The 23,988-nt window shown below is 68.3% G+C and carries 24 protein-coding genes; 14 read left to right on the top strand and 10 right to left on the bottom strand.

Translation table 11 applies throughout. The features are described from left to right. Nucleotides 1-5 precede the first annotated feature (5 nt). From FDA38_RS20740 to FDA38_RS20755, 4 genes are all read left to right on the top strand, one after another. Nucleotides 6-1,022, top strand: a complete 1,017-nt coding sequence (locus tag FDA38_RS20740) for an acyltransferase family protein (RefSeq protein WP_170989817.1) — start codon at nucleotides 6-8, stop codon at nucleotides 1,020-1,022. A 57-nt stretch (nucleotides 1,023-1,079) separates the two neighbouring features. After that, on the top strand, nucleotides 1,080-1,775 hold the full coding sequence (locus tag FDA38_RS20745; protein WP_137255761.1) for a PadR family transcriptional regulator: 696 nt from the start codon (nucleotides 1,080-1,082) through the stop codon (nucleotides 1,773-1,775). A 144-nt stretch (nucleotides 1,776-1,919) separates the two neighbouring features. Next, the gene (locus FDA38_RS20750; protein ID WP_137255762.1) at nucleotides 1,920-2,900 is read left to right on the top strand and encodes an ATP-binding cassette domain-containing protein; all 981 of its coding nucleotides are present in this window, start codon (nucleotides 1,920-1,922) and stop codon (nucleotides 2,898-2,900) included. Beyond that, nucleotides 2,900-3,667 (top strand): ABC transporter permease, encoded by a 768-nt coding sequence (locus tag FDA38_RS20755; RefSeq protein WP_137255763.1) that lies wholly within the window; start codon nucleotides 2,900-2,902, stop codon nucleotides 3,665-3,667. Before FDA38_RS20750 ends, FDA38_RS20755 begins: the two co-directional genes overlap by 1 nt. Nucleotides 3,668-3,699: 32 nt before the next feature. Here FDA38_RS20755 and FDA38_RS20760 read toward each other — a convergent pair whose 3' ends face one another. Beyond that, nucleotides 3,700-4,764, bottom strand: coding sequence for an adenosine deaminase (locus FDA38_RS20760; RefSeq protein WP_137255764.1), 1,065 nt, complete (start codon nucleotides 4,762-4,764; stop codon nucleotides 3,700-3,702). A gap of 64 nt (nucleotides 4,765-4,828) precedes the next feature. Between FDA38_RS20760 and FDA38_RS20765 the strand changes: the two genes are divergently transcribed. Continuing rightward, nucleotides 4,829-6,625 (top strand): ABC transporter ATP-binding protein, encoded by a 1,797-nt coding sequence (locus tag FDA38_RS20765; protein WP_137255765.1) that lies wholly within the window; start codon nucleotides 4,829-4,831, stop codon nucleotides 6,623-6,625. After that, nucleotides 6,612-8,402, top strand: coding sequence for an ABC transporter ATP-binding protein (locus FDA38_RS20770; protein ID WP_137255766.1), 1,791 nt, complete (start codon nucleotides 6,612-6,614; stop codon nucleotides 8,400-8,402). The genes FDA38_RS20765 and FDA38_RS20770 overlap by 14 nt, the downstream gene beginning before the upstream one ends. On the opposite strand, the gene FDA38_RS20775 is transcribed toward FDA38_RS20770, so the two are convergent. Next, nucleotides 8,399-8,866 carry a nitroreductase family deazaflavin-dependent oxidoreductase gene (locus FDA38_RS20775; protein ID WP_137255767.1) on the bottom strand — a complete coding sequence of 156 codons (468 nt, stop codon included), beginning with the start codon at nucleotides 8,864-8,866 and terminating at the stop codon, nucleotides 8,399-8,401. The two genes, FDA38_RS20770 and FDA38_RS20775, sit on opposite strands and share 4 nt — an antisense overlap. 114 nt (nucleotides 8,867-8,980) lie before the next feature. On the opposite strand from FDA38_RS20775, the gene FDA38_RS20780 reads away from it, so the two are divergent. Then, nucleotides 8,981-9,667 (top strand): TetR/AcrR family transcriptional regulator, encoded by a 687-nt coding sequence (locus tag FDA38_RS20780; protein ID WP_137255768.1) that lies wholly within the window; start codon nucleotides 8,981-8,983, stop codon nucleotides 9,665-9,667. Here FDA38_RS20780 and aat read toward each other — a convergent pair. Further along, complete coding sequence (gene aat / locus FDA38_RS20785; RefSeq protein WP_137255769.1) at nucleotides 9,660-10,325, bottom strand: leucyl/phenylalanyl-tRNA--protein transferase; 666 nt, start codon at nucleotides 10,323-10,325, stop codon at nucleotides 9,660-9,662. The genes FDA38_RS20780 and aat overlap by 8 nt on opposite strands. Before the next feature lie 129 nt (nucleotides 10,326-10,454). Here aat and FDA38_RS20790 point away from each other — a divergent pair, with 129 nt between their 5' ends. After that, the gene (locus FDA38_RS20790; RefSeq protein ID WP_137255770.1) at nucleotides 10,455-11,150 is read left to right on the top strand and encodes an EcsC family protein; all 696 of its coding nucleotides are present in this window, start codon (nucleotides 10,455-10,457) and stop codon (nucleotides 11,148-11,150) included. A 1-nt stretch (nucleotide 11,151) separates the two neighbouring features. Here the strand turns inward: FDA38_RS20790 and FDA38_RS20795 are convergent, their stop codons facing one another. Next, the gene (locus tag FDA38_RS20795) at nucleotides 11,152-11,991 is read right to left on the bottom strand and encodes a helix-turn-helix transcriptional regulator (RefSeq protein WP_137255771.1); all 840 of its coding nucleotides are present in this window, start codon (nucleotides 11,989-11,991) and stop codon (nucleotides 11,152-11,154) included. 32 nt (nucleotides 11,992-12,023) lie between these two features. Then, nucleotides 12,024-12,950: a hydroxymethylglutaryl-CoA lyase gene (locus tag FDA38_RS20800; RefSeq protein ID WP_137255772.1), complete on the bottom strand. Its 927-nt coding sequence runs from the start codon at nucleotides 12,948-12,950 to the stop codon at nucleotides 12,024-12,026. Between the two features lie 56 nt (nucleotides 12,951-13,006). On the opposite strand from FDA38_RS20800, the gene FDA38_RS20805 reads away from it, so the two are divergent. Next, nucleotides 13,007-13,651, top strand: a complete 645-nt coding sequence (locus tag FDA38_RS20805; protein WP_137255773.1) for a GNAT family N-acetyltransferase — start codon at nucleotides 13,007-13,009, stop codon at nucleotides 13,649-13,651. 78 nt (nucleotides 13,652-13,729) lie between these two features. Here the strand turns inward: FDA38_RS20805 and FDA38_RS20810 are convergent, their stop codons facing one another. From FDA38_RS20810 to FDA38_RS20820, 3 genes are read right to left on the bottom strand one after another with little or no spacing between them, the layout of a single operon-like run. Next, nucleotides 13,730-14,503, bottom strand: a complete 774-nt coding sequence (locus FDA38_RS20810) for a metallophosphoesterase family protein (protein WP_137255774.1) — start codon at nucleotides 14,501-14,503, stop codon at nucleotides 13,730-13,732. 49 nt (nucleotides 14,504-14,552) lie between these two features. Beyond that, the gene (locus FDA38_RS20815) at nucleotides 14,553-15,797 is read right to left on the bottom strand and encodes a hypothetical protein (protein WP_233714824.1); all 1,245 of its coding nucleotides are present in this window, start codon (nucleotides 15,795-15,797) and stop codon (nucleotides 14,553-14,555) included. Nucleotides 15,798-15,808: 11 nt separating this feature from the next. Beyond that, a complete protein-coding gene (locus tag FDA38_RS20820) occupies nucleotides 15,809-16,585 on the bottom strand; it encodes a hypothetical protein (protein WP_137255776.1) in 777 nt (258 codons plus the stop codon). A 208-nt stretch (nucleotides 16,586-16,793) separates the two neighbouring features. On the opposite strand from FDA38_RS20820, the gene FDA38_RS20825 reads away from it, so the two are divergent. Both FDA38_RS20825 and FDA38_RS20830 read left to right on the top strand, forming a co-directional pair. Further along, complete coding sequence (locus FDA38_RS20825; RefSeq protein WP_233714825.1) at nucleotides 16,794-17,345, top strand: MarR family winged helix-turn-helix transcriptional regulator; 552 nt, start codon at nucleotides 16,794-16,796, stop codon at nucleotides 17,343-17,345. 75 nt (nucleotides 17,346-17,420) lie between these two features. Then, nucleotides 17,421-18,953: a molybdopterin-dependent oxidoreductase gene (locus FDA38_RS20830; protein ID WP_137255777.1), complete on the top strand. Its 1,533-nt coding sequence runs from the start codon at nucleotides 17,421-17,423 to the stop codon at nucleotides 18,951-18,953. Here FDA38_RS20830 and FDA38_RS20835 read toward each other — a convergent pair. Further along, nucleotides 18,934-19,545 carry a TetR/AcrR family transcriptional regulator gene (locus FDA38_RS20835; RefSeq protein ID WP_137255778.1) on the bottom strand — a complete coding sequence of 204 codons (612 nt, stop codon included), beginning with the start codon at nucleotides 19,543-19,545 and terminating at the stop codon, nucleotides 18,934-18,936. The two genes, FDA38_RS20830 and FDA38_RS20835, sit on opposite strands and share 20 nt — an antisense overlap. Nucleotides 19,546-19,603: 58 nt before the next feature. Here FDA38_RS20835 and FDA38_RS20840 point away from each other — a divergent pair, with 58 nt between their 5' ends. Genes FDA38_RS20840 through FDA38_RS20850 form a run of 3 tightly spaced genes read left to right on the top strand, consistent with a single transcriptional unit; the run spans nucleotide 19,604 to nucleotide 22,689 of the window. After that, the gene (locus tag FDA38_RS20840; RefSeq protein WP_137255779.1) at nucleotides 19,604-20,293 is read left to right on the top strand and encodes an ATP-binding cassette domain-containing protein; all 690 of its coding nucleotides are present in this window, start codon (nucleotides 19,604-19,606) and stop codon (nucleotides 20,291-20,293) included. After that, on the top strand, nucleotides 20,290-22,353 hold the full coding sequence (locus FDA38_RS20845) for a YhgE/Pip domain-containing protein (protein WP_137255780.1): 2,064 nt from the start codon (nucleotides 20,290-20,292) through the stop codon (nucleotides 22,351-22,353). Before FDA38_RS20840 ends, FDA38_RS20845 begins: the two co-directional genes overlap by 4 nt. A gap of 9 nt (nucleotides 22,354-22,362) precedes the next feature. Further along, complete coding sequence (locus FDA38_RS20850) at nucleotides 22,363-22,689, top strand: mycothiol transferase (RefSeq protein WP_137255781.1); 327 nt, start codon at nucleotides 22,363-22,365, stop codon at nucleotides 22,687-22,689. Here the strand turns inward: FDA38_RS20850 and FDA38_RS20855 are convergent. Beyond that, nucleotides 22,686-23,927, bottom strand: a complete 1,242-nt coding sequence (locus tag FDA38_RS20855; RefSeq protein WP_137255782.1) for a hypothetical protein — start codon at nucleotides 23,925-23,927, stop codon at nucleotides 22,686-22,688. The two genes, FDA38_RS20850 and FDA38_RS20855, sit on opposite strands and share 4 nt — an antisense overlap. Nucleotides 23,928-23,988: the final 61 nt, after the last annotated feature.

The following is a 23,988-nucleotide window of genomic DNA, read 5'->3' on the forward strand; positions in this document are numbered from 1 at the left end:
GGGACGTGGTTCGCGTCGTGGCGGTGCTCGCGGTGATTTTCACGCACGTCACGTATCAAGGCCCGTTCCTGCATCCTGAGCTCGGTGCACCGCTCGGTCGGTACCCGTTCCAGGTCGGCGCGAGCATCCTGCTGGTGATCAGCGCGTACTTCGTCTGCGTGACGATCCGGAAGGGCTCCACGTCACGGTGGCTGTGGCGCCGGGTCTGCCGGGTGCTCCCGCCGTACCTGGTCGCCGTGCTGTTCACCTACACGGTGGTGGTGCTGTTCGGGCCGAGCAACTGGATCCTGCCGACGCGGCGCGATCTGTGGGGCAACCTGACGCTGGCAGCCTCGTTCGACTCGAGCATCCAGCTCATCGACGGCTCGTACTGGACGCTGCCGCTCCAGCTGATGGCGTTCGGCGCGGCCGCCCTGCTCTGGCCGCGTGGACTGGGGCCGCGGATCACCACGCTGTTGTGGATCATGATCATCGCGCCGGTGATTCTGCAGTGGAACGACCGGATCGGCCACAGCCCGCTCTGGGTCCAGCAGACGTGGAACGGCCTCGGCCTGCATCGACTGCAACTGTTCGCGATCGGCATCGCGATCTGGCTCTGGTCGCAGAGGCGGATCGGCGTACTGCATCTCGGCGCGCTGCTCGTCGCGACCGTCTTCGCCCAGCACGCGCACACGGCGGACCTGCCGTCGTCGCTGGGTATCGGATTGCTGCTGGGGTTTGTCGCGCTCGCCGCGCGGGGGCCGGACTGGACTGCTTTCACCAGATTCCAGCGGCCGATCCAGTTCCTGGCCCGGATCTCCTTCGGGCTGTACCTGCTCAACCAGGTGGTCGGCTACCTGATCGCGTACCGACTGATGGAGCTCGGGGCGGGCCGGCCGACCCAGATCGCCGGCGCCGTGATCGGTGTGATCGCGCTGGCCTGGCTACTGACGAAGTACGTCGAGGAGCCGGCGTACCGCGCTCTCGCCGCGCTCCGGGTCCGCGGGATCGGCGCCCGGGCGTTCGCCTGGCTCAATACTTGACATCGGATACTCGTGACCTAATACTCGATTTCGAGTAATCGAGATCGAGGAGGCCGCATGGCCAGGCGCAAGGTCGGCAATCCGCTGGCGTTCGCCGTGCTCGGGAGTCTGAACGAGCGGCCGATGCACCCGTACGAGATCTCCACGATGCTCAGGGCCCGCGGCAAGGACCAGAGCATCAAGGTCAACTACGGCTCGCTCTACTCGGTCGTGTCGGCGCTGGAGAAGCACGGCTTCATCGAGGCGCTGGAGACGGTCCGGGAGGGCAACCGGCCGGAGCGGACCGTGTACCAGATCACCGAGGCCGGTCAGGCCGAGTTCAACGACTGGCTGACCGAGCTGGTCGGCACACCGTTGCGCGAGTTCCACCCGTTGGAGGCCGGCCTCGCGTATCTCCCCGGTCTGCCGCCGGACCGTGCCGTCGAGCTGCTCGAGCAGCGGCTCGCGGCGGTCGATGCGGAGATCGAGGAAACCACGGCGCTGCACGAGCACATGACGACGATGGACTTCCCGCGGATCTTCTGGGTCGAGTCGGAGTTCCGGCTGGCGCTGCTGAAGGCGGAGTCGGCGTACGTTCACCAACTCGCGGAGGAGATCCGCACCGACAAGCTCGGCGGCGGGGTGTTCTGGCGCCAGGCGTGGAAGCACTTCCTGGAGGACGGCATCAGTCCGGCCGAGCAGTTGAAGGATCCGGTCAAGTACTTCGGTCAGGAGTTCGCCTGGATGAAGGCGGTCCCGCCGGAAGCCCAATAAAGATGCGGCCCTCGACCCGACGGTGCGGCAACACCAGGGTCAAGGGCCGCGGTTCCTCGAGTCGGTCCGAAGACCTGGCACCCAAGGCGCATCCATCAGGATAGCCAGCCCGGACCGGCTCCCAGCTCACAAGGGAGTCACCTGATGGCTACGCATGCCCTCGAAGCGGTCGACCTGGTCAAGACGTACCCGGCCGGCCGGAAGAAACCACCCCTGCGCGCACTCGACGGTCTGACCGTCAGCGTCCCGGAGGGCGTCGTCCTCGGCCTGCTCGGTCCGAACGGCGCCGGCAAGTCCACCACGGTCAAGATCCTCACCACGCTGTCCCGGGCAGACTCGGGTACGGCGCGGGTCGCCGGGTACGACGTCGTCCGCGACCAGGATCGCGTCCGGCGCTCGATCGGGTACGTACCGCAGAAGTCCAGCTCGGACCCGATGGCGACCGGTCTCGAGAACCTGGTGCTGAGCGGACGAATCTTCGGACTGTCCCGGCAGGACGCCGCTCGCCGGGCCGCTGAACTGCTGGAGCGATTCGGCCTCGCTGAGCACGGAAGCCGACCGGTGAAGACGTACTCGGGTGGCATGCAGCGCAAGCTGGATGTCGCGCTCGGTCTCGTCCACCAGCCTCGCGTGCTGTTCCTCGATGAGCCGACCACCGGTCTGGACCCGGAGGCGCGTGCCGACCTGTGGAACGAAGTACTCCGGTTGTCCGGTCAGGAAGGTCTGACCGTGCTGCTCACCACGCACTACCTGGAGGAAGCCGACCGGCTGGCCGGTCAGCTCGCGATCGTCGACCACGGCAAGATAGTTGCCGAGGGCACCCCTGAGGCGTTGAAGTCGGCGTTGCGGGGTGACTCGGTGCAGGTCGAGCTGGTGGATCCGGATACTGATGGTTCTGTGGGCACGTTGCTGAAACAGTTGCCCGGTGTCGGCGAGATTGTTGTCGAGGGCAACACTCTGCGCGCGCGGGTGGATCGTGGGGCGACCGCGGTTCCCGCCGTACTGGGAGTCCTTGAGGACAAGGCGATTCCGGTGGTGGCGGTCACGGTGTCGCGTCCTTCGCTGGACGACGTGTACCTGCAGCACACCGGTCGTTCGTTCCGGGTTGCCGAGGAGGCGGCGTGATGTCGACACATACGGCTCTGGTGTTCGGTCGGTGGACGCGGGCGTCGTACCGGCAGCCGGCGTTGATCGCGTTCACGTTGATCCAGCCGGCGATCTGGTTGCTGCTGTTCGGGCAGTTGTTCCAGGGCGTCGTACGCATCCCGGGCTTCGGCGACTCGTCGTACATCGCGTTCCTGACGCCGGGGATCGTGATGATGACCGCGTTGATGACCAGCGGCTGGAGCGGTACGGCGTTCATCCAGGACATGGAACGCGGCGTGATGGACCGGCTGCTGGCGTCACCGGTGAGCCGCGGCGGGCTGATGGCGGGGCAGCTGCTCAGCAACGCGTCGACCACCTTGATCCAGACGATCCTGGTGTTCGCGATCGGCTTCGCCGCGGGAGCGCGGTACGACGGTGGCGTCGGCGGCTACCTGATCACGATCGTCGCGTCGATGCTGATCGGGACGGCCTTCGGGTCGCTGTCGAACGCGGTCGCGTTGCTGACCCGGCAGCAGGAGGCGCTGATCGGGATCTCGCAGTTCGTCTCGCTGCCGCTGACCTTCATGTCGTCGATCATGATCGACCCTTCGGTGGCACCGCACTGGGTCAACGTCGCGGCCCGCTACAACCCGGTCGACTGGGCCACGATCGCCGCCCGCGAGTCCCTGGCCGCCAACCCGGACTGGTCGTCGGTGTGGCGGCATGGCGCTTACCTACTGGCTTTCACCTTGGTAGTCGGCTGGCTGTCGACGCGGGCCTTCAGGACCTACCAACGGTCAGTGTGAGGCGTACCGAACCTCTCCTCACCCTCCTTCCTTCAGTTCGAGGCGTACCAAGGCTTGATCACGTTGTCGATCAGCGCGAGGCGTTCGTCGAACGGGATGAAGGCGGACTTCATCGCGTTGATCGCGAACCAGCGGAGGTCGGCGAGGTCGTAGCCGAACGCCTCGGCGAGCAGGGCGAGCTCGCGGCTCATCGACGTACCGCTCATCAGGCGGTTGTCGGTGTTGACCGTGACCCGGAAACGCAGCTTGGCGAGCAGGCCGATCGGGTGTTCGGCGATCGACGCGGCCGCGCCGGTCTGCAGGTTCGAGCTCGGGCACATCTCCAGCGGGATCCGGCGGTCGCGGACGTACGCCGCGAGCAGCCCGAGCTCGGCCTTCTCGCCTGCCTCGTCGTACGTGATGTCGTCGATGATGCGTACGCCGTGACCGAGCCGGTCGGCACCGCACCACTGGATCGCCTGCCAGATCGAGGGGAGACCGAACGCCTCGCCGGCGTGGATGGTGAAGTGCGCGTTCTCGCGCTGCAGGTACTCGAACGCGTCCAGGTGCCGGGTGGGAGGGTAACCGGCCTCGGCGCCGGCGATGTCGAACCCGACCACGCCGGCGTCCCGGTACCTGACCGCGAGCTCGGCGATCTCCATCGACCGCGCCTTGTGCCGCATCGCGGTCAGCAGCTGCCGCGCGACGATCGGCCGCTCCGCAACCGCCGTACCGTGCTCGAACCCTTCCCGGACCGCATCCACGACCTGCTCGAGCGTCAGCCCTCGGGTCAGATGCTGCTCGGGCGCGTAGCGGACCTCGGCGTACACCACGCCGTCGGCCGCAAGGTCCTGCACACACTCGCTCGCCACCCGCGTGATCGCCTCGGCCGTCTGCATCACGGCGACCGTGTGGTCGAACGTCTCCAGATACCGCTCCAACGACCCCGAGTCCGCCGACTCGACGAACCACGCCCCCAGCGCCGGCGCATCGGTCCGCGGCAACGGATGCCCGATCTCGGCCGCCAGCTCCAGCACCGTCTCTGGCCTCAGGCCCCCGTCAAGATGGTCGTGCAGGAGGACCTTGGGCGCCGCGTTCAGCTGCTCCGGAGTGATCATCCAGCCATAGTGCCATCCGGCAAACGTTCAAGAATTCGTCGGCGGGCGGTGGCATGGTGAGGGGATGGTGAAGCGGCTGCGTCGGCGACCTGAGTGGGAGTTCTTCGGTGTCCTGCCGCGCGCTGATCCGAAGCTGGCCTTGGCCTGGTGGGGGTTGCTGTTGGCGCGGGGCGCTTTGCCTGCGGTGTTTGCGATCGCCATGGGGTTGGTGATTGGGGCGGTGCAGCATGGGGATGCGTTGGCGGGGCCGTTGAGTTTGATGGGCGTGACGTTCATCCTGCTGCAGGTGCTGACGCCGGTGCATCAGGCGGTCAGCGCCAACCTCGGCAGCCGCGTGTCGGCGTACCTGAATGACAGGCTGGCGGAGGCTTGTGTCGGGCCGCCGGGGATCGGTCACCTCGAGGACCCGGGTCTGAGTGAGGACCTGACGGTCGCGCGGGAGTTCGATCACGGGCAGACCGGGCCGCCGATGTATCTGAATGTCGACTTCGTCGCGGGCAGTCTGGTCGAGCTGGTCGGCGGGATCGCCTCCGCGGTGGTGTTGTTCGGATTCAGCTGGTGGGCGCCGTTGCTGCTCGTTGCGGCGTGGGCGTCGACGCACTGGTTGCTGCGCGAGAGCGGGGTCTGGAAGGACCGGAACACGGCCGAGGTCCGATCGGCGCAGCGGCATGCCAACTACGCGTACCAGCTGGCGGTCGAGCCGGATCCGGCGAAGGAGCTGCGGCTGTTCGGCCTCGCGGACTGGACCGTGCAGCGCTTCACCGATCGGCGCCGCCGGCTGTTCGAGTTGCAGTACGCCGCAACCCGATTGCGGGAGCGGCCAATGATCTGGAGCTTGCTGATCATCGCCGTCGCCAACGGTGTCGTCTTCTGGGCGCTCGGCGCGGCGGCCATCGGCGGCCGGCTGGAGCTCGACCGGCTGGTCGTGTTCGCCCAGGTCGCGATCGGCGTCGGCATGATCGCGTTCGGCGGACTCAACTGGGCGCTCGACGGAGCTGCCGCGCCGGTTGCCGCCGTACACCGTCTCGAGCCTGCGATGGCTCCGGCCGGTGCGCTGACCCCGGGGAGCCTGACAGTTCCGCGGGGCGCGGTCGAGCTCGATCTCCGAGGGCTGAGCTTCCGTTATCCACATGCGGATCGGCCGGTCTTCGACGGGCTGGATCTGACCATCCCGGCCGGGTCGTCGCTGGCCGTCGTCGGGCAGAACGGCGCGGGGAAGACCACGCTGGCCAAGCTGCTCTGCAGGTTGTACGACCCTGATTCCGGGACCATCCGCGTGGACGGAAGCGACCTGCGCGACCTCGACGTCGACGCCTGGCGCACCCGGGTCGCCGCAGTCTTCCAGGATTTTCTGAAGCTCGAGCTGCCGCTGCGGGACAACGTCGCGCCCGGCGGCGCTCCCGAGGCGGACATCCGAGCCGCGCTTGTCGACGCCGGCGCCGACGACCTGGCCGACCTGGATACCCGGCTGGCCACGGGGTACGGCGACGGCACCGATCTGTCCGGCGGCCAATGGCAGCGGGTCGCGTTGGCGCGGGCGCTGTGCGCAGTACGGCAGGGCGCCGGTCTGGTGCTGCTCGACGAACCGACGGCCCAGCTGGACGTTCGCGGCGAGGCGGCGATCTTCGACCGGATCCTGACCGCGACCCGCGACGTCACCACGATCCTCATCTCGCACCGGTTCTCGACGGTCCGGCATGCCGACCGGATCTGCGTCCTCGAGCACGGCCGGGTCGTCGAGCTCGGCAGCCACGACGAGCTGATGCTGCTCGGCGGGCGGTACCGGACGATGTTCGAGTTGCAGGCCAAGCGCTTCACGGCTGAGGTCGACGAGGAAGGGCTCAGCTATGACACGCTCTGAAGTCGACGAGCCGAAGGCCCTCGCCGCGATGTGGCGGCTCTGCAAGCTGGGCTACCAGCACGAGCCCTGGCTGCTGGTCGCCGCTTTCCTGATGACGCTGCTGGCCGCACTCCCCGATGCCCTACTCGCGTTGTGGCTCAAGATCCTCGCCGACGGCGTACTGGCCGACGACCGGCGCGCGACCCTGCTCGCCGCGACCGGCCTCGCGGTGTCGGTGACGGCGACGTGGTTGCTGCGGACGCTGTCGACCCGGATCTCCAGGCGCTTCCGCGACCGCGTGACGATCATGCTCGAAGCGCACGTCGCGCGATTGCAGGCGTCCGTCGCCACAGTCGAGCATCACGAACGCCGCGACTACCTCGACCGCTTGTCGGTACTGCGCAAGCAGGTGTTCGTGCTCGACCACATGTACATGTCGCTGTTCTCGACCTGTGGCTGGATCCTGCGCCTCGGCGTGACGGTCGTCCTGCTGATGTCGATCAGTCCGGTCCTCGCGCTCCTGCTCGTGTTCGCGCTGCCGACGGTCGTCAGCTCGAGCTGGCGACCCGGCGTCGAGCGTCAGGTCGAGGAGCGGTACGCCACTCACAGCCGTCTGGCCGATCACCTGTTCAAGACCGCGACGACACCCGCGCCGGGCAAGGAGGTTCGGGTCATCGGCATCGGGCGTGACCTGGTGGAGAATCGTCGCCGCGAGTGGGAGCAGTGGTACGGGCCGATCGCTTCCGCGCGTTGGGTCAGTGCCGCGTGGCACGCCGTTGCCTGGGCGATCTTCGGCGCGGCGTACGTCGGGGCGGTGTTCTTCGTCGCGACCGGGCTGCACGGCTCGGTGGGCAACGTGTTGCTGATCCTCGCGGCCGGCGCACGGTTGTCGTCGTACATCGGAGCGACGGTCGGCGAGATCGGCTTCCTGCGCGGGATCTGGCTGGACGGGTCGCGGCGGCTGGTGTGGCTGGAGAACTACGCGGCCTCGTTCAACTCGGCGGGCGACCTCCCCGTGCCGTCACATCTCACGGATGGCATCCGATTGGACCACGTCTCGTTCACGTACGCCGGATCCGAGCGGCCGGCGTTGGAGGACGTCAACCTGAAACTGCCCGCAGGCAAGGTGATTGCGGTCGTGGGTGAGAACGGTGCGGGCAAGTCCACGCTGGTGAAACTCATCTGCAAGCTGTACGAGCCGACCGATGGACACGTGCTGCTCGACGATCAGCCGCTGGACCGGATATCGACCGAGGCCTGGCGGGAGAAGATCGCGGGCGCGTTCCAGGACTTCTTCCGGTTCGAGTTCCGCGCGGCGCACAGCGTCGGACTAGGTGATCTGCCGCGGCTGGACGACGTACCGGCTGTGACGACTGCTGTCGGACGGGCCGGCGCTGAGGATGTTCTGGAGCGGCTCGAGTCGGGGTTGGACACCCAGCTCGGTTCTACCTGGCCGGACGGGGCGGAGATCAGTTTCGGTCAGTGGCAGAAGCTGGCGCTGGCGCGCGGCTTCATGCGGGACCGGCCGCTGCTGCTCGTCCTCGACGAGCCGACCGCTGCGCTCGACGCGGAGACCGAGCACGCGCTCTTCGAGCGGTACGCGGCGGCAGCCAAGGACAGCGCGGACGGCCGGATCACGATCCTGGTCTCGCACCGGTTCTCGACGGTGCGGATGGCCGATCAGATCGTGGTCCTCGACGGCGCCCGGGTGGTCGAGACCGGTACGCACGACGAGCTGATCGCCCTCGACGGGCAGTACGCCGAGCTGTACCGGATCCAGGCCGCGTCGTACCACTAGCTGATCTTGAAGACGGGGACGCCGGGGGCGATGTGGTGGAGGACCTCGTCGGGGGAGTTCTTGGTGACGTCGCCGCTGAAGAACGTGCCGACCTCCCAGGCCCACTTCTTCAGGTACATCCGGAGCGCGGGGATCTTGTCGGCGTCGGCGAGCTCCTCGGCGTGGAACGTCTCGACCTTGCCGCCGAGCTGAAGGCGGCCGGTGCCGCTGGCGCGCAGGTTCTTCACCCACTGGGTGTGGCCGCGCGGTGCGACCAGGTAGCGCTGGCCGTCGACGACGAGCAGGTTCACCGGCGTACTGCGCCACTCGCCGGACTTGCGGCCCTGCACCGACAGCACCCGGCTGCCCATCAGGCTCAGACCCAGCTTCGTCATCCGGGCGACGATCTTGTTGAACACCCGCATGCTGCCCTCGGAGGCGGTGATGACGCGCTTGTTGTCGTAGGTCTGCTTGTACTCAGTCATGGCGGTGAACTCTTTCTGCTTTGCGAGAGCGGTGCTCTCTGTTGTGATCAGTGAACATCAGATCGCTGCTCACTGTCAAGAGCACTGCTCTCGATTCTGTGGCACACTGGCTGCATGAACGCCGGACGTACTGCCCGTGAACGTGCCCGGGCCGAGCTGACCGAGGAGATCAAGGGCGCCGCACGCCGGCAGCTCGCGACCGTCGGGGCGGAGGCGCTGTCGCTGCGCGCGGTCTCCCGCGAGCTCGGCATGGTCTCGTCGGCGCTGTACCGGTACTTCCCGAGCCGCGACGAGCTGCTGACCGCGTTGATCATCGACGCGTACGACGCGCTCGGATCGGCCGCCGAGGCCGCTGCCGGCGGTGACGACCTGCTCTCGGAATGGGTTTCGATCTACGGCGCCGTCCGGGATTGGGCGCGCGCTCATCCACAGGAGTACGCGCTGATCTACGGCTCGCCGATCAGCGGCTACAAGGCTCCACAGACCACGGTCGAGCCTGCGATCCGGGTGCCGCTACTACTGCTCGGGCTGCTGCAGCGGGCTCAGGCCTCGGGCCGGCTGGTGCCGCCGGCCGACGCGCCGTCACCTTCAGGCTTGCTGGCGCAGCAGGCCGAGGTGCTGGTGGCGTTGGCGCCGGACGTGCCGCCGGCGGTGCTGGTGCGGACGGTGATCGTGTGGACGCAGCTCTTCGGCATGATCAGCTTCGAACTGTTCGGCCAGCTCGTCGGCTCGATGGACCCGGCCGACGAGTTCTTCGAGTCGGCGTCGCGCCAGATGGCCGCGTTCGTCGGACTTACATGAACGCCTTCGGCAGCGGTACGTCGATAGCGCGCGCGACCCGGCGTACGTAGGTCTCTCGCGGGATCGACACCGCGCCGAGGGTGGCGAGGTGGTCGGTGACCCATTGGATGTCGAAGACCCGGTCGGCGGCGTACTCGTCGTCCAGCAGCTCGATCGTCCCGGCGACGGCCGCCTTCGAGCCGTCGGTCTTGTGGTGGAACATCGACTCACCCGCGAACAGCCCGCCGATCGCGACGCCGTACAACCCGCCGGCCAGCTCGTCGCCGTCCCAGGCCTCCACCGAGTGCACCCAACCGAGCCGATGCAGCTCGGTGTACGACGCGATGATGTCGCGATCGATCCACGAACCGGGCCGGCGCGGATCCGCACACGCGCGGATGACCTGGTCGAACGCCGTGTTCACCCGGATCTCGAACTTCGCCCGAGCCCGCCGCAACGAGCGAGACCGTTGATAGCCCGCGATGTCGATCACACCACGGTCGACCGGCGACCACCACAGGATCGAGCCGCGGTGGTCCGGCATCGGGAACAACCCCCGCCGGTACGCCGCCAGCACGGTGCCCGGCGCCAGGTCCGCACCGCCCGCAACCACGTCGCTCGCCCCCGCGACCCCCACGGGCGGGAACTCCCATTGGGTCGGGATAGGTTCAACTGGCACGAGACCATCCTGGCGCACGTCTCACCTAGGGGACACCAAGGGTTTCTCCCGAGTGGCGGGGATCGGGGAGCCACGTACAGTTGAAGCACGTCCGGGTTCTCCCCGTGGGGCCGGGCGGGAAGGAGCACCGTGGCCGGAGTAGCCAGGTTCGTCGCCAGTAGTCTCGCGCCCGCCGCCCAGAGGTTCGCGCCGGCGGCCGCGGGTGGTGTGCTGCGCCAGATCCTCGAGATCGCGATCGACGGGTACCAGCGGTTCCCCGGCGCCGAGCGGGTCGCGGAGAACAAGCTCGAGCGATGCGGCGGCAGCACGGACGTCGCCATCGAGGCTGTGATCGACCAGCACATCCGGCTGGCCGGCGTACAGGGCTTCGCCACCGGCCTCGGCGGTCTCGTCACGCTCCCGGTCTCGCTGCCCGCGAATCTGACCGGCATCGCGATTGTGCAGGCCCGGATGGTGGCCGCGATCGCACACCTGCGCGGGTACGACCTCGACGATCCACGGGTCCGGACCGCGGTCATCACCTGCCTGCTTGGCGAGGAGGGTGTCGCCGACCGGCTGAAGAAGTCGAGCCTGCCGACGTCGCCGCTCGCGATCGCGACCGCCCCGGTGTTCGACCCGGAGCTGGATCGGCACGTCTCCAACGAGGTCGTCGCCGAGCTGATCGCACGGATCAGCGGCAAGAAGATGGCGCTCACGATCACCCGCCGGATCCCGCTGCTCGGCGGCGCGGTCGGCGCCGGCGTGGACGGCTGGTCGACGTACCGCGTCGGTCAGTTTGCCGACAAGAGCCTGATCCGCCGGATCCGGCCGTCGATCGAGCCGTGAGCTAGGCCGATTGGTCGACCCGCTCGCGTCGTGTGAGCGGGAGTTTGGCGCGGGTGTCCTCGTCGGCCGGCGTCTCGACGAAGAGGACGAGGTCCGGGTGGGCCGGGATGGCCAGCTCGGTGACGGTGAACTGCAGTTCGCCGACGGCGGGGTTGACGACACGGCGGTGTCGCGGCGTACAGGCAGCGACCTCGTGGCGCGACCAGAGCTGCGTGAACTCGGGGCTGATCGCCTGCAGTCGCTCGAGGTCGGTCTCCCAGTCCGGGTCGCCGATGTGTTCGGCGTACGCCGAGCGCAGGCGACCGGCGATGTACGGGACCTCGGTGTCGTAGTTGAGCAGCTGGGCGCGGGCGGCGGGCTCGGTGATGATGCACCAGAGCACGTTCTTGTGGATGCAGGGCAGCTGGTGCCAGTCGTGGAACAGGTCGTTGTACGCACGGTTCGCCCGGACGATGTCGAACCGGGTGTTGGTGATCACCGCGGGCAACGGGTCGAGCGCCTCCACGATCTCGACGAACACGGCCTCGCTGGCGCAATCCGTCGTACGCGGTAGCCGCATCGGGGTCGCCTCGGCCAGGCGGTAGAGGTGTTCGCGCTCGACCGGGCTGAGTTTGAGCGTCGTCGCGACGGCGTCGAGCACCTGGCCGCTCGCGTTGATCGGCCGGCCCTGCTCGAGCCACGTGTACCAAGTCACGCCTACGCCGGCGAGCTGCGCCAACTCCTCGCGCCGCAATCCAGGCGTACGTCGGCGCCCGCCGCCGGGAAGCCCGACATCCTCAGGAGCTACCCGCGCCCGACGCGCCTTCAAGAACTCCCCGAGCTCAGCCCGCTGCGCACTCACCCCACCAGTCTGAGGTGCGGCACCGACAGTTTTCAGCCGGCGAGCGCCTGTACGACGCGGCTGGGCGACGGCTTGCCCAGTTGCTTGGCCATCCACGCGCTCGTGGTCACCAGCTTCTCCAGGTCGACGCCGGTCTGGATGCCCAGGCCGTCGAGCTGCCAGAGGAGGTCTTCGGTGGCGAGGTTGCCGGTCGCGCTCTCGGCGTACGGGCAGCCGCCGAGACCGCCGGCGGAGCTGTCGACCGTGGTCACGCCCGCGCGGAAGGCAGTGAGGGTGTTGGCGAGCGCCTGGCCGTAGGTGTCGTGGAAATGCACCGCCAGCTTGTCCACACCCACGCCGGCCTGATCGAACGCTGTGATCAGCGCGGTGACCTGGCCGGGGGTTGCGACGCCGATCGTGTCGCCGAGAGACAGCTCGTGGCAGCCGAGATCGACCAGACGCGCGCCGACCTTGACCACCTGGTCGATCGGTACGTCGCCCTCCCACGGATCGCCGTAGCACATCGAGACGTAGCCGCGGACCGTCAAGCCTTCGGCCAGCGCCCGCTGGACGGTCGGGGTGAACATCGCGAACTGGTCGTCGAGCGTGGAGTTGAGGTTCTTCGCCGCGAACGTCTCGGTCGCGCTGGCGAAGATCGCGATCTCACGTACGCCGGCCGCCAGCGCCCGGTCGAGGCCGCGCTCGTTCGGGACCAGTACCGGGGCACGAACGCCGTAGGGCAGGTCGAGCTGCTCAAGCAGTTCGGCTGCGTCGGCCAGCTGGGGGACCCACTTCGGGTGCACGAAACTCGTCGTCTCGACTGTCGTCAGCCCGGCCTCGACCAGCCGGTTGATGAACTCGGCCTTGACCGCGACGTCGACGATCGCCGACTCGTTCTGCAACCCGTCCCGCGGCCCGACCTCGTAGATCGTGACCCGGTCCGGCAACCCCTCGGCCTTCACCAGCTGCGGTTTCCGCATCGTGCTGCCTCCGTGGCGTCTGAGCGTGACACGGGATCTCCGCGACAATGCTCGTGATGACAACTCTTGCTGACATTCTGCGCGGCGTCGAAAACGGCGTCTTCCCGGCCCCGGACCTCGGCGTCAGCGTCGTACCGGCGCCGTCGGAGCGCGAGTCCGCCGTGGTCGCGTTCACCGGCCACATCGTCATCGCCGCCGATGTCAGCCCTTCGTGGGTCGCCGAACGGCTACCGGCCGGCGACCTGGCCGCACCGACGAACCCGCCGTTCCTCACCGCCCTGGCCGAGCTGACCGGCCGCCACGTCAGCTCGAACGACGCGATGCTCGTCGCCCCCGCCATCACCGACCCGGCCAAACGCGCCGCGGCCATCAAGGACCTCACCGTCCTGACGGACCTCGACCACCCCCGCGTCCAGTGGGCGCTCGAGTACCGATCCGACGTGCATGTGTACGGCGACGTGCATGGCGGACTCGTCATCACCGGCCACGGCCTGGCCGGCCGGATCGAATGCGCCATCGAACTCCCCGACGCCCACCACAATCAAGGCCTCGGCCGCCATCTGGCCCGCGCCGCCCGAGCCCTGATCCCGCCGAACAGCTCGATCTGGGCCCAGATAACCCCCGGCAACGCCGCCTCCCTCCGAGCCTTCCTGGCCGCGGGCTACAAGCCGGTCGGGTCCGAGGCATTGTTGGTCAAGTGACCATCAGGTGAACAGGCAGCAGATTGTTGCTTGCAGCACCGAATTCACAGCTGTGGACAAACCTGGGGATAGCCGGCTTCAGGGCCGGCGGTGGTAGCCGAAGTCCGTGTTGTTGTAGAGGTCGGTCCGGTAGATGCCGTGGATGATTTCGGCCTCGTAGCCGTCCAGTTCCGGCATTCCGAGCTCGCGGGCGACAGCCAGCTCGGCGTGGGCGTCGTACGGGACCCGGACGAACTGGACCGAGAACGGCGCAGGATCGGGTGAGTCGATGAAGCCTTCGAGGATCACGTAGAGCGGGGTCGGGTCGCCGAGGTTGTTGCCGACCGAGCCGGTGTTGAAGAGGGTGCGGCCGCGGTCCTCCTCGTAGTACGCGTCGTGGATGTCGGCGTACCCGACCACTGAAGGCACCGGCCCGTCCCCGGTGGCCGGCGTGTTCTCGAAGAAGCTCAGGTGCTGCGGTTCGTCGTGATCGAACGAGATGCGGTGGTGAACGCTCTTCGAGGAGGCGTGGAACAGGCGGACCTGGCGGCCGCTCATCAGGAAGTCGTGGGAGAACGGCAGCGCTCGCAGCCAGGTCCACTGGTCCTCGCGCAGTTCGTTCTTCCACCACCTCAGCGCTTCGCGGTCGTCGACGCGGTCGGGATCGGGGAGGAGGTCGTCCCAGTTCCCGAGGAGGTTCACCTCGCAGACCTCGCGGCACCGATCCACCACCGCCTGACCGCGCGGACCCTTGCCGACGTAGTCGCCGAGGTTGAAGATCCGGGTGATCCCTCGCGCCGAGATGTCCGCCAGGACCGCCTCCAACGCCGTCAGGTTCCCGTGCACGTCGGAGATCAGCGCAATCCGGTCCATCGCATCATGCTTTCATCCGCCAGGACGACCGAGCCGGGCCGGGCGGCGATCACCTGGCGCCGGTTGGGCCTACGGGTTCGGGGGTGCGCTGTTGTGCCGGTGAGTGCGAGCGCGAGCGGCCGGACATTGGGCCGTGGGCGGAGGCTGGGGTGATCGCGCCGCCTCCGGACTCGCCGGCCGAGTGCGCCGCTGCTCCGGCGACGGAGCCTCCGACCTTCCGGGCGGCCGCGAGGCCGAAACCCGCAGGGCCGGCGACGGCTCCGGCCGCCTTGGCTCCGACAGCCGTCGCACCGGTCGCACCCGCCCCGGCGCCACCCGCGGCGGCGCTCCCGGCAGAGCTCCCCCGTCCGCCGAACCCTGCGCCGGAGCTGCCGACGTTGACCGCACCGGTCGCCATCCCACCGGGGTCGGCGACCGAACTGCCCATCCCCGCGCTTCCGCCGGCCGCCGCCGCGGTGACCGGAACCATGAACCGCATCAGCGCCGGCAGCGCGAAGATCGCCAGCACCAGCATCATCATCCCGGCCATCGCCTGCATGACGGCGTCGCTCGAGCTCGAGGCGCTGTCGTGCCCCATCTTCATCGCCGCCGCGTAGACCAGCGCCGCCGCCGGCTTGTAGGCGACGAACGCCAGCGACCAGCCACAGAACTTCTTGAACCACGTTCGCCCGATCTCGGTGTTGGTCGCGGCGGCGGCCAACGGGAACGCGCCTGCGAGCAGCACCAGCATCGCGGAGCGGATCAGCATCAGCACAATCTGGACCGCCGAGGCGACGATCACCGCCAGGCCGGTCATGATGGCGACGAACCCGGGCATCGCAGTGGCGAACAACTCATGGGGCGAGCTGCCGCCGAACGCCGTCTGCAGCTTGATGCCGCCGGCGACGTGATTGATGATGCCGACCGAGAACGCGTCCGACCACGACGCCAGCACCTGCAGAGTGGCCGTCCCGGCCGCTCCCACCACCACGAAGGTCACGACAGCCTTCAGCAGCTCCTGCAGTGGTCGCGCCCGCTGCTCCCAGGCGATCCGCATGCCGGCCACGAGCACGGCGACGACGAACACGGCCGCCGTGACACTGAGCAGGTTGCTCTGCAGGAAGTCGACCGTGCCGCTGTTCGTCCAGGAGTCGCCGTGCTCCTTGGCGAGCAGGTCCGTGGTGTCGGGCTTCAGCCAGAAGGTCATCGCGTTCAGCGTGTTCAGCGCGCCATCCGTGACCGCCTGCTCGAGCTGGTCCATCGCGCTGGTGGCGACGGACTGGAAGCCGTCCTGGATGTAACAACCGAGGTCCATTTTTCCGCACATCAGACACCACTCCAGGCAACGAAGTCGGACAGGTCACGGTGCTGGGAGAACGGCGCGCCCACCGGCTCGCCCACCGCCGGTGGTTGCAGGAGCCAGTCGCCGTCATGCCAGACGAGCGTCAGCGTGAGGCTCATGTACGCCGTGTTGACCGAGGTGGCGAGCATCAAGCTGACGCGGTCCGGGCCGGCGTCGATCACGCGGTACCCGGCGAGCTGCGGCACGGTGTACCCGCTGGCGGACTGGTCGGTCTGCAGCTCGCGGATCAGCGCGTCCGTCCCCGGGCCGGGCACCATCAGCTTGCGCGCCGTGGCGACCACCTTGTCCTGGTCGGCCATCGCGGCGTACGCGCTGTAGGCGGCGTACACCGCCCCGGTCGGTGAGTGCGCGAAGCAGCGACGGAACCCGTCGGCGTCGGTCTTCGCCGGGCCGAACCCGGACGAACGCGGTACGACGATGCGGCTGCTCACCTCCCAACCGTCCACGGCGGGCGGCTGCTGCGGCACCGACTGATCGCCGGCAGCGCGGTTGCAGCCGCCGGACTTCGCCGGCCGCGCGCCGGCCGGGGTCGTGGGCACGGCCGGCTCCCCGCCGCCAGGCTCAGTCGCCGGGACCGTCGGCACAACGGCTTGCTGCTGGGCCTGAGCCGGGGTGGCGCCAGAGGACGTCAGATTCCCGATCAGCAGGACCGCGCCGCAGAGCACCACCGCGCCGATGACGATGCTCGCCGCGATGAACCCGCGGCCGAACGGTGACTTTTCTTCGCTGGTGTCGCTCATCTGACTCCCCGATCCGCCGGTGGACAACCTCACGGCAGAAGCCTGGCAAAAATCGCGGGACTGCCGCGGAAGTTATCCACAGGCACCCTCACTCCGCGCTAGACCAGATGCTCCGTTACGCTCAGGGGTCTTGCGATTGCGGGTCGATCTGTAGCCGAAGGGTCACCCCGTGTAGCGAAGTGACCTAGTCAGCTAATAGAGTCCGCGCATGACCATCGCGCCTTCGCTTTGCTCGCCCCTAGCGCTCGCCGATGCAGAACCCACTCGCGCCGCCGAACCCTGGGAAAGCGACGTGCTGACGGCCTACGGGCTGCTGCGAGAAGCAGCAGCCGAGCTGGATCACCTGATGCGCCATTCTCTGAAGCGCAGTGGACTGCAAATGGCAATGTTCGAACTGTTGCTGCGGCTTGCCCGCAGCCACGGTGAGAAGCAGCGTTTGACCTCGCTTGCCCGGGAGTTGACCGTCACCACCGGCGGCATCACCCGGCTGGTCGACCGAGCCGAGAACCTCGGGCTGGTACGCCGGGAGCCCTGTCCCGACGACGCCCGCGGCTCGTTCGCAGTCCTGACCGAGGAGGGGAAGCGGCGGTTGCGCGAAGCACTGCCGGACCACCTGCTCGAGATCGACAGCCTCTGGATGTCCCAGTTGGCCGACGAGCGGGACCTCGTCCTCGGCCGGCTCCGCCGGGTCCGGGACAACGCCCGCCGCTGGCCGAACGGCCGACCGGGGCTCGGACCCATCACCCCTGACCGAATCTGAGATCAAGCATTACCCGCGACTAACGAATGGGGCGCCCGGCTGGTGTCGGGCGCCTCGTCGCGCAATGGTTGAGAAGTGAAGCAACAAGCTGACCCGAAGGCCCCCGGCGGAACCAGGTGGCGTGGAGCCGTCGGCGGCATACTCGCGGCACTCGCAGGACTCGCGGTCGGCAGCGTGGCGGCCGGCTTCCTCGGCACCCCGCAGACGCCGGTCGTGGCGATCGGGTCGGCATTCATCGACCGCGTTCCGCCGTGGCTCAAGGACCTCGCGATCTCGTGGTTCGGCACCCACGACAAGACCGCGCTCCGGGCCGGCATCCTGATCGTTGTCGTCATCCTCGCCGCGGTCGGCGGAATTCTCGCCGTACGGCGGTATTGGGCCGGCGCGCTGATCACCATCGGGCTGAGCGCGGTCGCGATCGTCGCGGCCTTCACCCGCGCGGACTCCGGGCAGACCGGCTTCCTCCCGTCAGCACTCGCCGGCGGTACGGCGCTGCTGGTCCTGCGCCTGTTCAGCCGACGGCTCGAACCGCTCATCGATCATCCCGACGACGGTGTCAGCCGCCGCGGCTTCCTGCAGCTCTCGGGCGGCGTCGCGCTCGGCTCCGCCGCATTCGCTCTGCTCGGCAAGGTCGTCGGCGGGAACCGCGCCGCGGTCGCCAGCGCGCGCAAACAGCTCCGGCTTCCGCAACCGCCGAGCCTCACTCCGCCGCCCGGCGTCCAGGCCGATGGCGCCGTACCGTGGGTCACTCCGAACGACGACTTCTACCGCATCGACACCGCGCTCTCCGTACCGCAGATCGTGCCCGCGGACTGGAAGCTGCGCCTTCACGGGATGGTCGACCGCGAGCTCACCTTGAGTTTCGACGACCTGATGAAGCGCCCGGTCGTCCACAAGTGGGTGACGCTCACCTGCGTCAGCAACGAGGTCGGCGGCGACCTGATCGGGAACGCGCTGTGGTCCGGCGTACTGCTGAAGGACCTGCTCGAAGAGGCCGGTCCGTCCAAGGACGCGGACGCGATCCAGTCGACGTCGAAGGACGGATTCACCGCCGGTACGCCGCTGCCGACGCTGCTCGACGACCGGCAGGCGATGCTCGCGTTCGCGATGAACGGGCAGCCGTTGCCGGTCGAGCACGGGTTCCCGGTGCGCATCGTCGTACCCGGGCTGTACGGCTACGTGTCGGCGACGAAGTGGCTGGTGGATATCGAGGTGACGCGGTTCGATCAGTTCGAGGGGTACTGGACGCCGCGCGGGTGGTCCGAGCTCGGACCGATCAAGCTGTCGTCGCGGATCGACGTACCCGGTGGCAAGAAGCTCGACCCCGGTCCGGTGACCGTGGCCGGCGTGGCGTGGGACCAGCACGTCGGGGTGTCGAAGGTCGAGGTCCGCGTCGATGGTGGCCCATGGCAACAAGCGACGCTGGCGACGGACGCGTCGATCGACACCTGGCGCCAGTGGCACTGGACCTGGGACGCGCCACGCGGCTCGCACGTCCTGCAGGTGAGGGCGACCGACGACAAGGGCAACGCCCAGATCGAGTCCTCCGCGCCCCCGGCCCCGAACGGCTCGACCGGCCTGCACACCGTCAACGTGAAGGTCGGCTGACCGCTTCCAGGACCATCGGCAGGAAAGTGTGCTCGAGCTGGCCGGCCGGGAGTTTGCGGGGCTCGAGGAGGCTCTGGGAGCGGGCGCCTTCGTGGAGGGCGATGATGAGGCGGACGAACTGCTCCGCGGGCACGGTGAGGATGAGCCCGCTGGTCTCGGTGATCTGCTCGACCAGCTTGGTCAGGCTTTCGCGGAACATTGCCCGCTGCTTGTTGAGCGCCCGCGCCGCCTCCGGGTCGCGGAGCGCGTGCAGCGTGAACTCGGTGGAGATCAAATGCCACTGCCGCTGATCAGGCGCGGTCTCGTCGAGCAGCCCTAGGACGGCGTCCAGCAGCGTGCCGGGCTGGTTCGCCAGCTCGGGGAGCAGCGCCTCGATCTGCTCGAGCAGCCGGTCGGTCGTGGCCTGGAACAGCGCGAGGACGAGCTCGTCCTTGGACGCGAAGTTCGAGTAGAAGGCGCCGCGGGTGAAGCCGGCGCGTTCGCAGATGTCCTCGACCGAGGCGCCGTGGAACCCGCGCTCGGCGAACACCTCCGACGCACCTTCGAGCAGGCGGGCCCGGGTGTTGGAGCGGCGGCGCTTGGGCGTTTCCATACGAGTAGGATACAGCTCTGTATTGAATACACAACCGTATTGAATCGGGGAACGCAGGATGGAGCTCGAAGCCACCAGGATCAGCGTGCAGGGTCCGCACGCGACGATGCTGCACGCCACGTCGGTGTCGGTCGCAGATCATCAGGTGGTGTTGCTGACCGGATACCCGGGCGCTGGGCACGTTGCGGCGGCACTGGGTCTGTCGGGGCGCCTCAAGCCGGACACGGGGACTGTGCGGCTCGACGGCCAGACCGACCCAGCTCTGCTGCGGCGACGGGTCGCAGTGGTCGACGCACCGGGAATCACCGAGCCGGATGACGCTCTGCCGGTCCAGAGGGTTGTAGGCGAGGAGCTGGCGATCGCCGGTCGCAAGGCGGGGCGGAGGGCCGTGCTGGAGTGGCTGGAGGAGCATGACGCCGCGGAGCATGCAGGCAAGCGATTCGAGCACCTACCAGTCGCAGTACGGACCAGACTGCTCGCGGAGCTGACTGTGGCGCGCCCCGACGTACAGGTGGTCATTCTGACGATGCCGGATCGACATGGTGGTGATCCGCACGGCTGGTTCGCGCTCGGGCGCGATCTGGCGGCTCAGGGGTACGGCGTGATCATTACGTGCGCTGACGCCTCCGCCAGGTTGCTGGACGTGAAGGCGGCGCAGATGGGTGAGACGGATCAGCCCGACCCGGTGCAGGTCACTCCGGTGGCTCCGGTTGCGCCAATCGAGGCAGTCGAGGAGGCGGACGCGTGACCGCGCTGCGGATGGCTCTGAGCGAGCTACGGCGTCTGACGGCCGGGCGGTTGCCCAAACTGGCCGTCGTTGCGCTGTTGCTGGTGCCGGTCTTGTACGGCGGGCTGTACCTGTACGCGAACCACGATCCGTACGGCCGGCTCGACAAGATCCCGACCGCGGTTGTCGTCGAGGACGCCGGTACGACGCTGGCCACCGGCGAGAAGCTGAACGTCGGACCCGAGGTCGCAACGGAGCTGGTGAAGTCCAAGAGCTTCGACTGGCACGAGGTGAGCCGTGCGGACGCGACGGCTGGGGTGTCGGACGGGAAGTACGAGTTCGCGCTGGTACTGCCGAAGTCGTTCTCGTCCGATCTGGCGTCGAGTGCGGAGTTCACGCCGCGGCAGGCGCAGTTGGAGCTGCTGACGAACGACGCCAACAACTACATCGCACACACGATCGCCAACCAGGTCGTTGCGCAGGTGACGAAGACGGTTGCGTCGCAGGTGAGTGAGACGGCGGCCTCGCAGCTGCTGGCGGGGTACAACACCATTCACAAGCAGGTGGGCTCCGCGGCGGCGGGTGCTGCGAAGCTGGAGAACGGGCTGGCCTCGGCGGCGGCCGGGGTTGGGAAGCTGCAGACGGGTGCCGCTCAGCTCAACACTGCGCAGAAGCAGTTGTCTGCTGGTGCGACGCAGCTGGCGACGGGTACTGCGCAGGCGTCGCAGGGTGCGACCTCGCTGGCTTCCGGCGCGTCCAAGCTGGACGACGGTCTGGGTACGTTGAAGCGGAAGACGGCGACGCTGCCGAAGCAGACCAAGTCGTTGGCCGCCGGTGCGGATCAGGTTGCCGATGGCAACGAGAAGATCGCCGGCGCCGGCAAGCAGGTCGCCACGGCGTCCAGCACGTTGGTGAAGGATCTCTCGACGTTCGACACCCAACTCGCTGCCCGGTTGAAGGCGCAGGGGTTCAGCCAGCACCAGATCCGCGAGGTTCTGCTGGAGACGGCGAAGCTGCGGGCTCCCGTCGTACAGGCGAACACCAAGATCCAGTCGACGTCCAAGCAGCTCAACCAGCTCGCTGTCGGTGCGCGGAAGGTGTCGAACGGCGCGGCTGCGCTGGCGGATGTGACGCCGGCGCTGACGAACGGGATCAGCTCGGCGGCCGATGGGGCGGATCAGCTCGATAGGGGTGCTGGTCAGCTGAAGACCGGGTTGGGCAGTCTGCAGACCGGTGCGCAGAAGCTCGCGGCCGGAGAGAAGCAGGCTGTTGTGGGTCAAGGGCAGTTGCTGACCGGGGTGAACAGTGCGGCCACTGGAGTGGGTCAGCTGAAGACCGGTGCGACGCAGCTGAACACCGGGTTGGCGAACGGCGTGAAGCAGATCCCCAACCCGTCCGCCGACCAGCGCAAGGCTGTTGCCGAGACGCTGGGTGCACCTGTCACGTTGCAGAACGTCTCGCAGGCGACGGCTGACAGCTATGGCGCTGGTCTGGCGCCCTTCTTCCTCAGCCTGGCGTGCTGGATCGGTGCGTACGTGTTGTTCCTGCTCGTCCGGCCGCTGTCACCGCGGGCGCTCGCTGCACTGCAGTCGCCGTTCCGCGTCGCCCTTGGCGGTTGGTTGCCTCCGGCCCTCTTCGGCGCGATCCAGGCGACGCTCGTGTTCGTTGCCGTCGTGCTCGGGCTCGGCATCCACGCTGCCCATCCCTGGCTGACGGTCGGCTTCCTGATCCTGACGTCGTTCACCTTCGTCGCGATCCTGCATGCTTTGTCGGCCTGGTTCGGTGCTGTGGGCAAGTTCCTTGGTCTGGTGCTGATGGTTGTCCAGTTGGTCAGCGCCGGCGGTACGTTCCCGTGGCAGACGATTCCCGCGCCGTTGTACTTCTTCCACCACGCGCTCCCGATGAGCTACGCGATCGACGGCGTACGGCACCTCATGTACGGCGGGCCTGGGACATCGTTGGGCCGGGACCTGCTTGTTCTGGGCGCATGGTTGGCCGTCGCGCTGGCGGCGTCGACATTGGCCGCTCGCAAGCAGCGCGTCTGGCCGGCCAAGAAGCTCCAGCCGGAACTGGTGCTATAGCGTCCTCACGTGGAGGATTTGGTCCGTACGGCGGGAGAACGCGAAACCCTGGAAGCCTTCCTGGACTCGCACCGACAGGTCACGGTGGACAAACTCCGTGGCCTGTCGGAAGCAGACGCCCGACGAAGGCTCGTACCCTCCGCGACCACACCGATCGGCCTGGTCAAACACCTGACCGGCGTCGAACGCAACTGGTTCCAGCACATCCTCGCCGGCCGCCCCCGAGCCGACATCCCCGGCGAATCAGCCGGCGTCCACCTCATCCGAGAACACGCCCGCCACAACGGCCACGCCGACATCCTCCGAGAACAGTTGGACGGCACCACCGGCGCCTAGCTGTTGACGAAGGTGGCGGTGGTGGTGAGGAGGGTGTTGGTGGTGGGTTGGTCGAAGAAGGTTATTAGGGCTTCGTAGGTGCCGGCTTCGGCGGCTGAGGGATCTACTACGTAGCCGTAGTAGCCGTCGGTGTAGCCGATTACTCGGGTTATGGGGTGGGTGCTGTCGGACTGGAGGCAGGCGCCGTGGACGGCGAAGAGTTCTACCGGGAGGTTGATCCAGCAGACGTCGCCCATGGTGATGGCGCTGACGGAGAGGTCCAGGGCCGGGGGGAGGACGGCGGCGGCCATCAGGGCCTGGCCGCGGGCTCCGTCGAGGCGGGTCTGGGAGATGCGGCCGGAGGGGTCGTCGGTGCCGGTGGCGCGGGATTCGGCGGCGGTGACGAGTCTCTCGGAGTCCTCGGCCGACGGGATGTTGCGCACCGGCAGAGTCAGCGTCGTACGGCGGATCCTGGGCGGCGACTGGGGTAGCTCCAGCCCGGGCCCGGCCAACGCCTCGCGGACGCGGCCTGCCATCAGACTGCCCAGGCGGATAACTTCGGCGGCGCCGCGGCCCTGGCGGGTGAAGCGGGGGCTGACATCGCCGGCGGCGCCCTGGAGGAAGCCGACGACGGCCGGCGCGAGGGCCGCGCGGGTGGCGCCCGGCCAGTCGGCGGAGTACTTCATGTTCTCGGGGCCGTACGTCGTCGGGTGGCACGCGAAGTCGAACAGCACCGCCTCGAGCGAACCGGACAGCGAGTGCATCGCGAGGATGCCGGCCGTGTTGTCGTGCGGACCGTTGCGACGATGCCGGTTGGTGCCGACGCCGATCACCTCGATCGAACGCCACGACGCCGTCACCGGCTGCCGGTCGAGCCGAGCGCCCCGCACGGCGCAGATCAGCGAGTCGACGAGATCCCGCTCTCGCGATGCCGGGATGATCGGGTGGATCTCGCCGGTCCACCCGGACGGCCCGGAGTGCGTGTGCGACGCGGAGACGACGACATGCGACGGCGGGATACCGGCCGCGGCGCCGGCGGCCTCTGCGAGTTCATGACAGAGCGCCGCACCGACCGCGATCGCGTCGAGCGTGAGCCAGAGCACACCCGGGTCGTCCGCGCTCGACAGCCAGATCATCGTGGCTCGCAGCGGGTCCGCAGTACCGGTTGCGACACCGGCGCGAGCGGCGTACCCGTCGAGCCGATGGCCGGGGGGCGGAGTGACGTCCAGGGACGTCGCAGCCAGGAGGAGTTCGGTCACGTGGGGGCTCCAACGGTCATACCGGCACTGATCTGACGATGAAAGCCAAGATAAACGGCCA

Origin of the sequence: Kribbella jiaozuonensis, from assembly GCF_005233875.1 — a bacterium.
In the GTDB taxonomy this organism is placed as follows: Bacteria; Actinomycetota; Actinomycetes; order Propionibacteriales; family Kribbellaceae; genus Kribbella; species Kribbella jiaozuonensis.